Annotated in this window: 11 protein-coding genes and 1 pseudogene; 9 read left to right on the top strand and 3 right to left on the bottom strand. The window is 69.5% G+C overall.

All coding sequences use genetic code 11. The features are described from left to right. Positions 1–159 precede the first annotated feature (159 nt). The 4 genes and pseudogenes from ACZ7IB_RS48055 to ACZ7IB_RS48040 all read left to right on the top strand — a co-directional run bounded on the left by ACZ7IB_RS48055 (position 160) and on the right by ACZ7IB_RS48040 (position 1,596). The gene (locus ACZ7IB_RS48055; RefSeq protein WP_470921599.1) at positions 160–426 is read left to right on the top strand and encodes a hypothetical protein; all 267 of its coding nucleotides are present in this window, start codon (positions 160–162) and stop codon (positions 424–426) included. A gap of 39 nt (positions 427–465) precedes the next feature. Further along, complete coding sequence (locus ACZ7IB_RS48050; protein ID WP_470921598.1) at positions 466–738, top strand: hypothetical protein; 273 nt, start codon at positions 466–468, stop codon at positions 736–738. A gap of 162 nt (positions 739–900) precedes the next feature. Then, positions 901–1,097, top strand: a pseudogene (locus ACZ7IB_RS48045) (transposase family protein); the annotation flags it as partial. A gap of 343 nt (positions 1,098–1,440) precedes the next feature. Continuing rightward, the gene (locus tag ACZ7IB_RS48040) at positions 1,441–1,596 is read left to right on the top strand and encodes a hypothetical protein (protein WP_470921596.1); all 156 of its coding nucleotides are present in this window, start codon (positions 1,441–1,443) and stop codon (positions 1,594–1,596) included. A 461-nt stretch (positions 1,597–2,057) separates the two neighbouring features. Here the strand turns inward: ACZ7IB_RS48040 and ACZ7IB_RS48035 are convergent, their stop codons facing one another. Continuing rightward, entirely contained in the window at positions 2,058–2,540 is a 483-nt protein-coding gene (locus ACZ7IB_RS48035) for a DUF5959 family protein (RefSeq protein WP_470921595.1), read from the bottom strand. A gap of 400 nt (positions 2,541–2,940) precedes the next feature. Between ACZ7IB_RS48035 and ACZ7IB_RS48030 the strand changes: the two genes are divergently transcribed. The 4 genes from ACZ7IB_RS48030 (at position 2,941) to ACZ7IB_RS48015 (ending at position 6,115) form a co-directional block, all read left to right on the top strand. After that, a complete protein-coding gene (locus tag ACZ7IB_RS48030) occupies positions 2,941–4,155 on the top strand; it encodes an FAD-dependent monooxygenase (RefSeq protein ID WP_470921593.1) in 1,215 nt (404 codons plus the stop codon). Further along, the gene (locus tag ACZ7IB_RS48025; protein ID WP_470921591.1) at positions 4,152–4,625 is read left to right on the top strand and encodes a RidA family protein; all 474 of its coding nucleotides are present in this window, start codon (positions 4,152–4,154) and stop codon (positions 4,623–4,625) included. The genes ACZ7IB_RS48030 and ACZ7IB_RS48025 overlap by 4 nt, the downstream gene beginning before the upstream one ends. Beyond that, on the top strand, positions 4,622–5,443 hold the full coding sequence (locus tag ACZ7IB_RS48020) for an SDR family oxidoreductase (RefSeq protein WP_470921589.1): 822 nt from the start codon (positions 4,622–4,624) through the stop codon (positions 5,441–5,443). Before ACZ7IB_RS48025 ends, ACZ7IB_RS48020 begins: the two co-directional genes overlap by 4 nt. Positions 5,444–5,521: 78 nt before the next feature. Next, positions 5,522–6,115: a TetR/AcrR family transcriptional regulator C-terminal domain-containing protein gene (locus ACZ7IB_RS48015; RefSeq protein WP_470921587.1), complete on the top strand. Its 594-nt coding sequence runs from the start codon at positions 5,522–5,524 to the stop codon at positions 6,113–6,115. Positions 6,116–6,347: 232 nt separating this feature from the next. On the opposite strand, the gene ACZ7IB_RS48010 is transcribed toward ACZ7IB_RS48015, so the two are convergent. Next, a complete protein-coding gene (locus tag ACZ7IB_RS48010; RefSeq protein WP_470921586.1) occupies positions 6,348–7,310 on the bottom strand; it encodes a hypothetical protein in 963 nt (320 codons plus the stop codon). Between the two features lie 395 nt (positions 7,311–7,705). On the opposite strand from ACZ7IB_RS48010, the gene ACZ7IB_RS48005 reads away from it, so the two are divergent. Continuing rightward, positions 7,706–7,933 carry a hypothetical protein gene (locus ACZ7IB_RS48005; RefSeq protein ID WP_470921585.1) on the top strand — a complete coding sequence of 76 codons (228 nt, stop codon included), beginning with the start codon at positions 7,706–7,708 and terminating at the stop codon, positions 7,931–7,933. A gap of 310 nt (positions 7,934–8,243) precedes the next feature. Here ACZ7IB_RS48005 and ACZ7IB_RS48000 read toward each other — a convergent pair whose 3' ends face one another. After that, positions 8,244–9,194: an SDR family NAD(P)-dependent oxidoreductase gene (locus tag ACZ7IB_RS48000; RefSeq protein ID WP_470921583.1), complete on the bottom strand. Its 951-nt coding sequence runs from the start codon at positions 9,192–9,194 to the stop codon at positions 8,244–8,246. Positions 9,195–9,498 lie beyond the last annotated feature (304 nt).

Raw genomic sequence — 9,498 nt, 5'->3', positions numbered from 1 at the left:
TGCCAGGCTTGGACGACGCACCTCGAACGCACCTCCTGTGGGCAACCGGAGACCCAGGCCGACAACCCAGACCTTCCCCGGACTGGGGGCGGGGGGTGGGACGCCGCCGGCGTCCCACCCACCGACGTGTCGCCCGCCCCCGACGAAAGGACGTCTGCCTTGGACCCTCACGAGACAGAGACACCGCGGTTGGCCGGGCACGCCGAAGTCCGTATCGTCGCCGCCTCGCCCCAGGCCGCCCGCGCGGTCGCCGAAATACTGCGCCGCTGCTTGGGCGCCACCGAACAGCGCAGCTACCCCGCCCCCGCCGGCGGCACCCGGCTCCACCTCACCGTCGACACCGAAGCCGGCGCCGGCCCCGCCCGCTCCTGGCCGGCCACCAGCAGGCCCCTCACTGGCAGCGGCGCCCACGCCGATGAGACCTGACGGGCCCGGGGCACACGTCACGCACGAAAGGACGCTGCCATGGCCACACTTCGCGAGCGGAAGACCTACCGCCAGCAGATCCTCAAGGACCTGTACGAAGCCACCGAAGGCAACCGCCTCCTCGGCATCACCGGGGCGAAACTCGGACACGACCTCCACATCCCGGAACAGGACCTGGCCGCCGCCTGCACCTACCTCGCCGGCGAGGGTCTGATCACCGTCGACTGGGAGCCCGGCAACATTCCCGCGATGGTCTCAATGACCCACCAGGGAATCCGGCTCATGGAGACCGAGGAAGAAAATCGCGGCTGAACCAGCCTCTCGAGCACAGTCGCCTGGCCCCAGTCGGCGTACGCGTTGAGCCTCTTCCAACCTGCTGATGGGTCAGGTTGGTCGGGGCCGTCGTGCGCAACGAAGAAGCTCCTGGCAGACGGTGTCACGACCAAGATCCGCTGTCTCGCGCAGGAGCTTCGCGTGCTTGTCTACCCGTCGGCGATCGATCTGTCCAACGCACACCTGCGGCATCTCGCGCGCCAACTGGACATGCACCGCCGTGAGATCGGTTCCCGTTGGCGGCGCCTCACCACTGGGCGGCAGGCCCTGCTGGCCCTGGCCCACCTGCGCTGCGGCGACACCTACGCCAGCTGGCCGCCGGGTTCGGTATCGGCATCCCAGACGGCCACCTGTGAAGTAGCGAGACACCGAGCCGCCATCACGCTTCAGAACGTCGGCGGCGATCTGTCTCTGGCTCAATCCACTCCTCAGGGCCAGCTCCCTGAGCAGCGCCCCGTATTGCCGCGCTGGCCAGTCGTCGCTGCCAACCGCTTCAACCGCGTTCTCGTCGGTAGTCAAGTGCCTTTCCCTCTCGCCGCGCCCGTTGCTCACCGGGCAACCCTGGCTCCCGTTGCCACTTCCATTCGCACCAGCTGATGCGCCTGCCGCAACATGCGACGCCCCAGAACCATGGTCACAAGTCCCTCTCCGGGGCTCAGTAACCCGAGGCGAAAGGCCATCATGACCGGTAATCAGATCGACAGGGAATCCAAGCCTGCCGTCGAAGTACGTGTAGGCGGGCTGCACCTGACTATCCAACGCATTCCGTACGGGCTCCTCGTCGTTGCCGCCAGCGTGATCAGCACGCTCGGCGGCTCCGCCTGGCTCGCCCTGTAGGACCCTGCCGGCCAATGCAACATCCAACCCCACCACGAGGGCCCAGGAACGATGCAGGTTCCTGGGCCCTCACCCATCTTCGGTTAAGCCCTCCTCAGCAGCCAGTCGCTGACGCCATCCCGTTGCACGGGTCTCAACCGGCGAGGACGACTGCTGACAGAGCGCTGATGCGCCCCGGAGGAGATGCGTGCGCCCGAGGTCACATATCTCCTCCGAAGGGTGCAGCCGAAGCCGGCCGTGCCCGGAATCGCGTACAGCGACGTCGACGTCGGCGAAGGTCAGCTTGCGAACGCGCATGGCCGCCCCGACCCGCCAGCCTCCTGGTGCTGGTAGTCGTCGGCGGCCTGACGGTTTGCTGCGCGTTCGACCGAGTTCTTCGGGGCCGGGAACGGGTAATTGTGACTGATTCCCAATCGTCGTTGTCAAGCATCGGAGTGTGGTGCGGGAGGGTGAGCTCGTGGTCAGGGACGTGCGTCAGGGTGATCCTCTGCGCCAACGCCAAGAGCGGCTCGGGCCGCCGCCAGACGCTCCCTGGATTCGGCTATCCACTCTTCGCCCATGTCGAGCGGCACTGAGACGACGATCTGGGTGCTGGTGCCGTCATGGACTTCGACCACGTAGGGGTCGTCGGAAATGAATCGGAGGTAGGCGGTGCGGCCTGACTGGGGCCAGTCCGCGGTGAACGGCTCGTCGAGGTCGGCCTCCTGCTCGGCTTCCTCGATGGCGTCGAGAAGCCGGCCCCAGTCTGAGAGGTCCGCGGAGTCGAACCCGAGGTGGACAGTTCCGTTGACGAAGCCGCTCGTGACGACGGCCTCCGCGTCGTAGTACCGGACGCCGAGGCTTTCGAGGGTGGGCTCGGTCGAACGCAGGCAAACGCTGACGCTCTGGCCGGGGTCGGCCAGCCGGATCAGTTCAATCGCATCGGGCTGTGTGTTCGTGTCCATGGCCGGGAACCTACGGCAGGCGCTCGGGAACGGCCCCGACGGGTGTGGTTTCCGCGTCCCGCCGACAGGCACGTGATTGTCATGCGTCGGCTGGTTCCGGTTGAGGCGGCCGTACTGTCCATTGGCGTTGGTCGCGGATGAGTGCCCACAGGACGTCGAGGCGGCGACGGGCGAGCGCGAGGATCTAGGTCAGGCCCACAATGTCGCGCCCGCACTCCCGTACAGCCTCCGTTCCGTAGCTCTTCCGTACCTATGGCCTGGCCTGCGGCCCTTCGACGGCGAGGTCGTTTTTGTGAGATCCCCGTGCTCGCCGTCGGCTCGCAGCGGTTGATTTTTGGTCATTGACCAACTTTACTGGATGCGGAAGTTGGTCAATGACCAAAACCGGAGGTGGTGAACGATGCCCGGAACCAAGGCGCTGATCTCCGGCGCCGGTATCGCAGGCCCGGCGCTCGCGTACTGGCCGGCGCGGTACGGGGCGCAGGTCACGGTGGTCGAGTCCGCGCCGGCGCGCCGCACCGGCGGGCAGCTGATCGACATCCGTGGCTGCGGGCGCGACGTGATCGCCCGGTCGGGCCTGGCCGAGACGGTCCGTGCCGCCCGGACGGGCGCGGACGGGCTGTCGTTCGTGGATGCGCACGGTCGGCGGCAGGCATCGGTGCGGGCGGACGGCTTCGGCGGGGACGGGCCGGTGGCCGAGACCGAGATTCTGCGGGGCGCGCTGGTGGAGATCCTCCACGAGGCGACCGTCGGCCCGGTCGAGTACGTCTTCGGTGATCGCATCGACGCACTCGACGACCGGCACGACGGCGTGCACGTCACCTTCGAGAAGTCCGCACCGCGCCGATTCGACGTCGTGGTCGGAGCCGACGGCCTGCATTCGGGCGTGCGCGACCTGGCGTTCGGCCCGGACGGCGCGCAGCTGCGCCGCCTCGGCCACTACCTGTCGTTCTGGACCGCGCGGAACACGCTGGGGCTGTGCGACTGGACCGAGGTGTACTCCGAACCGGGCCGCACCATCGGAGCCCGCGCCGTGAACGGCAACACGCAGCTGATGACGATCCTCGCCTTCCGCTCCGCCCCGTTCCGCCACGACCCTCGCGACACCGCCGCGCTGAAGACCGTCGTGCGCTCCCGCGCCGCCGGGATGCGGTGGCACGCCGACGAGCTGATCGACCAGCTGGAGGACACTGCGGACTTCTACTTCGACGCGTGCAGCCAAGTGGCCCTGCCGCGCTGGTCGTCGGGCCGGATCGGGCTGGTGGGCGACGCCGCGTTCTGCGCCTCGCCGATGTCCGGGCACGGCACGACCATCGCGCTCGTCGGGGCCTACGTGCTCGCCGGTGAACTGGCCAGGGCGCAGGGGGACGTCGTCGCCGGACTGCGGGCGTACGAGGAGCGGCTGCGGCCGTGGATCACCCGCATCCAGCGGTTCGGGCAGAGCAACGGCAAGACGATGACGCCGCGGACCCCGGCCGGCATCGCGTTCCGGCGCGGCGTGGTGGCGCTCCAAGAGCGGCTGCCGCTCGGCGGTCTGCTGCTGCGCGACCAGATCCGCCTGTCGAACGGCTTCGCGCTGACCGACTACACCCCCTACGAGAGGACACGGCCGTGATCGAGCATGTCGACCCGCCCGAGCTGGCCCCTCCGGTCGGCGGCCTCTACCACCATCTCGCGATCGTCCGCTCGGGATCCGTCGTCGCGATCGCGGGACAGATCGCCCTGGACGCCGAGGGCCGTCTCGTCGGCGAAAGCGATCACGAAGCCCAGGCCGAGCAGGCGTTCCGCAACGTCGCCGCCGCGCTGGCCGCGGTCGGCTGCGGCCCGCGCGACCTGTTGAAGAACACCATCCACGTCGTGGGGCACCGCCCCGAACTGGTCGAGCCGATCTTCGCGGCCGGCCGGCGGGCCTTCGGCGGCCACTGGCCCCGCACGGCGAGCACGCTCATCGGCGTCCAGGCCCTCGGCCGACCCGAATGGCTCATCGAGGTCGACGGCCTGGCCGTCGCCCCAGGGCACTCCCCGCTCACCCAGCACGGTCGGCAGGAACCGACCGGCACCAAGGAACACAGGAGCACGACATGACCGCGAAGACGAAGACCTGGTTCATCACCGGCGCCTCCAAGGGCTTTGGCAGGCAGTGGGCCGAAGCCGCCCTGGAACGGGGCGACCGCGTCGCCGCGACGAGCCGCACCCCCGGCGCGTTCGACGACCTGGTTGCCTCCCACGGCGACAACCTGCTGCCGATCCAGCTGGACGTCACCGACCGCGCGGCCGTCCACGCCGCCGTGCGTCAGGTGGCCGACCGCTTCGGCCGCCTCGACGTCGTCGTCAACAACGCCGGCTACGGCCTGTTCGGCATGGTCGAGGAGATCAGCGAAGAGCAGGCCCGGGCACAGATCGACGTGAACCTGCTCGCCCCGCTGTGGGTCACGCAGGCCGCGCTGCCGCACCTGCGGGCCCAGGGCGGCGGACACATCATCCAGGTCTCCTCGATCGCCGGCGTCTTCTCCCTGCCGGGCCTCGGCGTCTACCACGCCTCGAAGTTCGGCCTGGAGGGATTCACCGCCGGCCTAGCCAAGGAGGTCCAGGACTTCGGCATCAAGGTCACCCTGGTCGAACCCGCCGGATACTCCACCGACTGGGCCGGGCCCTCCGCCGTCCACCCCGAACCCCTGCCCGCCTACGACGATTTCCGCGCCGCCATGCAGCGCCCGGCCGGCGTGCGCGGCGAGCCGACCGCCACCCGCGCGGCGATCCTCACTGTCGTCGACGCCGACGAGCCGCCCTTGCGGATCTTCTTCGGCAAGGGGCCCCTCGATGTGATCAGGGCCGAGTACGCCTCCCGCATCGAGGAGTGGGAGCGGTGGGACGCGGTGTCCCAGGCGGCGTTCGGCGCCTGAACAGGGCCCTGAACAGGCCGCTTGTACCATGACCAAGAAATCGCCGGTGGGTGACGGAGAACGGAACGGGACACGAGGATGCGCTGGACGCTGGACGACGTGATCGAGGCGGCGTTCACCACGCTCGAAGCCGACGGCCTCGACAAGCTGACGCTGCGCGGGGTCGCCCGGACCCTCGGCTCCCACCTCAACTCGGTGAGCTCGTACGTGAAGACGAAGCAGACACTCATCGAGACGATGGCCGACCACATCGTCGGCTCCGTCGACGTCACCCACCTGCCCGACGAACCGGTCGAACGGGCCCGCACAGTCGCCACCCGCTACCGGGACGCCCTGCTCGCACACCGCGACGGCGGCCGCCTGGTCGCCGGCACCTTCACCGGCACGGGCAAGACCCTGCGTGTCGCCGACACCATCGCTGGCGCCCTGCTGAACGCCGGGCACCCCGAACCGGACGCCGCCCGCCTGTGCTGGTCGATTGTCTACTTCACCCTCGGCCTCACCCAGGAACAGCAGACCCCCTCCGACAACCCCCGCGGCTCGTTCCACGACCTCGTCGCCACCGGCAGCTACCCCGCCCTCGCCCGGATCGGCGAGCATCTCATGGTCACGGACTCCTTCGACAACCGCTTCCACTACGGACTGTCACGGCTACTGCCCCCGAGAGCCTGAACCCGCGAACAGGAGGCGAGACGGCAGTACTGCTCACGGCGCACTCCGGGCCGGACCGTCTTCGAAGGCGGCCATCAGGACGCCGCAGCCAGGTCCTGAGGGTCCAGCTTGGTGAATTCGACGTCCAGGTGCTGCTCGTACGCCCGCTGGTGCCGCTGTCATCGAGGCCGGCCAACGGGGCGTTCCAGAGGTTCCGGCACAGCTCGGGTGGCGTTCGGTGCACGTTTCGTGCTCACGTGATGAGCACGGCCGTGACGGCGAGGCCGACAAGAAGGAGCAGGACGGGACCCAGTGGCAGGCCGTGGTCGCTGGGTGGGCTCGGTTCCGCGGGCCGCAGTTCCGGGTGGGCGTGCAGGGCTGTGACCTCCTCGGCCATGCGGACGTACGACGGGCGCAGTCGCAGTCGTCGTTCGAGGCGCGGCTCCCCCAGCCCCGTCAGATGCCAGGTGCCGTCGTCCGACCGGCGTATCTCTACGCTGCCCTCGTCGGTGTACTCGGCTGCCCGCAGCCGTTCCCATGGGACGTGCCGTACGGTCCAGGCTCCGGTCAGCCACAGACCGGTGCTGTCCGCGGTGGCACGCCAGTTGAGGAGGACGGCCGCGAAGTGGATCCACATCGGCAGTGAAAGCAGGGGGAGGAGGAGGTGCCAGTCGAAGCCGTCCGTCGCGAGGGAGTGTGCGGTGAAGGAGATTCCGGCCGCCACGCCCGCGGTGAGGGCCAGTCCGGCGGTTCGGGCCACAGGGCCCGGCCCCCAGCGCACCGGGCGACCGGTGGGCGCCAGGGTGGCGGCGATGCGGTCGATCCGGGCCCGCCGCTGCGGATCCGAGGTGTCGGGGTCGGTACCCGTGAGGGCAGTGGCTCCCAGAAGGGGCTTCTTGCCGGTTCGGGGGAGCCGGACCGGGCCGGCGGTGCGGATCACGATCGGGTCCCCCGCCCGGTCCGTCGTGACGAGGACCAGCTCGCCGCCTTCGTAGGGGGCGCCGAGCAGGACCGCTTCGTGCAACCGGGTGTCGACGGGGAATTCGTCCTCGTCCTCGGCTTCGTCTTCGATGCGGTCCACCAGCTCGTCGTCATCGGGGAGCGTCCCCGTGCAGAGACAGGTGAAGAGCGCGCTCTGGCCGGCGGTGTCGTCGGCCGCGTAGACCCAGGTACGTCCTTCATAGTCCGCGCGTTCCAGCACGCGCAGGGCCGGCATCGGTGCGCGGCGCAGCGCCACGGCACGGCGGCGGGCGAGGACGCCCGCCGTGAGGAAAGAGAGCCCGGGCAGCCCGGCCGCCAGGACCAGCAGCTGCCAGCCGAAGGCGTCGTAGCACGAGTGGGCTGGCGGGCTCCGGCAACCGATGCCGCACTCCGGCGGCCCGTTCCACGAGCCGCCGCTGCCTGGACCGGGCCGCCAGCCGCTCGCGGGCCGCGGCCCAGCCGAAGCCCAGGGCCCCGATCACGGCGAAGTTCGCGACCTGGGACATCCGGCCGGCGCCTGGCAGCTCTCCCCACGCGACCATGGCCGCCAGCGCGGGCGCTGCGATCAGCGTGAGCTCCGGAAGTCGGGCGAGCCAGTACAACAGCCCGACGGCCAGACCCACTTCCGCCATGCCGCCCCAGTCCGGGCCGCAGGGCGCCGCATCGCTGCACGACGGCACCGGTTCCACCGCGATCGCCCATACAACGGTGATCAGCAGCGCCGGCACTGACCACATGGGCCTGGCCCAGGATGCGGGGCGGGCCCGGGCCCATAGGGCGGCATCGGTGGACGACCAGGCGGGCGTACCTGCCGGAACAGAGCCCGACGGTATCGGGACGGGAGTTTCGGACACCTGAAGGATTATGCGGCAGGAGACCGCCCCCACCGGACCGCCGTACCGCCTTCGCCCCGGAGTCACAGCGTTAAGCACCGGCTGGCAAGAACCCCCACGACCACCCGATGATCCACAACAGCGACTCATCTTCACAACCCTATGAGCCCACAGAGTCACACCGGCAACGGCCGGCAGCCGCAGCAATGACAACAAGCCTGCCTACGTGACAACTACCGTGCTTCGGCTCACATCGGTGTGACCGAGCGTCCCAGTTGGCCGGGCTGAGCACCGCAGTTGGCCACTGGATGGCCGCCCTGGGTGCAACTGCACGCCTACCGGAAGCCGAGGTGCGGATCGGTGCCGACCAGCTCACTGCTGGCCGCCCAGAGGCGAGCGGCGGCGGCCGGGTCGGTCATATGAGAGGGGACGGGCTCACGCCGTGGTGCGCCACGCAGCCCGAAGACCCTCGGCCCCCAGAGCTGCCGTCCCTGCACCTCCGAGTCGAGGACGGCACGGACAACGGGCCATGCCCCGGCGTCCTTGCCCTGCACCAAGAGTCCGGCGGGCAAAGCGCGCAACCGTTCGCCGGAGGTTGTCACGCGTACCGGCGGGCGGGACGGGGTGAGGGAGTCCAGTGCGCCGCCGGGGTGGGCCACCACGCTGAGCACCGTGCTGCCGACTGCGCGCAGGCGGCGGTCGAGTTCGAAGCCGAAGCACATCTGCGCCAGCTTCGATCGGCCGTAGGTGCGCTTGGGCCGATAGTCATGGGTCGACTGCAGATCGCCCAGATCCAGTCGCTCGGACCGTGCCGCGAAGCTTCCCACCGTCACGATGCGGCCTGCCGGCGCCGCGGACAGCAGTGGGGCCAGCCACTGGGTGAGCGCGAAGTGGCCGAGGTGGTTGGTGCCGAACATCAGCTCGTGGCCGCCCTCGGTCTCTCGACGCGGCGGGTCGTCGAGCGCGACCCCTGCGTTGTAGACCGCCGCGTCGAGATGCTCGAGGTCCAGCCTGTCCACGGCGGTCTTCAGGGATGACAGGTCGGCGAGGTCCAGTTGAAGGTGCCGCACGTGCGCGCCGGAGACGCGCGAGCGGATCGAGGCCATGGCGGCGTCGGCCTTCGCGCGGTCCCGGCTGCCGAGTATGACGACGGCACCGGTGGCGGCGAGCTGCTCCGCGACGAAGTAGCCGATCCCGGCGTTACCTCCGGTGACCAGGAAGATCCTGCCCTCGGCAGACGGCAGCCGGTGAACGTTCCACGATCGGCCCTGGGGTGCGGAAAACACGATGACAGGCTCCTTGCGCTCGGGGCAGCGTGCTCATGGGGAGCACCAACCCGCCCAAGGTCGCAGCCTCCACCGACACACCGCCGACAACTCACGTTCACCGCCGACAGGCATCCGATACCCCTCCGGAGAACTACAGAGAGCAAGGAGGTCGCTACGTCATGACCGGCGCAGAACTGAGCGCGAGCGCGGCCAGGCGAAGCACTCAGTGAACCTTTTTCATCCTGAATAGCCGCAGGTCATCAGGGTGTGGATGGGTGTGGACGGCCTGGACGATGGTGCCGACGCGTCGGGTGGAGCATCT

The organism is Streptomyces sp. NPDC037301, assembly GCF_055602785.1.
Note: the sequence above shows the minus strand (reverse complement) of the source record. Positions and strands in the feature narration are given on the sequence as shown.

Excerpts from the sequence above, each read along its gene's own strand:
- ACZ7IB_RS48050 (WP_470921598.1), top strand. The coding sequence starts at position 466 with ATGGCCACACTTCGCGAGCGGAAGACCTACCGCCAGCAGATCCTCAAG.
- ACZ7IB_RS48040 (WP_470921596.1), top strand. The coding sequence starts at position 1,441 with ATGACCGGTAATCAGATCGACAGGGAATCCAAGCCTGCCGTCGAAGTA.
- ACZ7IB_RS48035 (WP_470921595.1), bottom strand. The coding sequence starts at position 2,540 with ATGGACACGAACACACAGCCCGATGCGATTGAACTGATCCGGCTGGCC.
- ACZ7IB_RS48030 (WP_470921593.1), top strand. The coding sequence starts at position 2,941 with ATGCCCGGAACCAAGGCGCTGATCTCCGGCGCCGGTATCGCAGGCCCG.
- ACZ7IB_RS48020 (WP_470921589.1), top strand. The coding sequence starts at position 4,622 with ATGACCGCGAAGACGAAGACCTGGTTCATCACCGGCGCCTCCAAGGGC.
- ACZ7IB_RS48015 (WP_470921587.1), top strand. The coding sequence starts at position 5,522 with ATGCGCTGGACGCTGGACGACGTGATCGAGGCGGCGTTCACCACGCTC.
- ACZ7IB_RS48010 (WP_470921586.1), bottom strand. The coding sequence starts at position 7,310 with ATGCCGGCCCTGCGCGTGCTGGAACGCGCGGACTATGAAGGACGTACC.
- ACZ7IB_RS48005 (WP_470921585.1), top strand. The coding sequence starts at position 7,706 with ATGCCGCCCCAGTCCGGGCCGCAGGGCGCCGCATCGCTGCACGACGGC.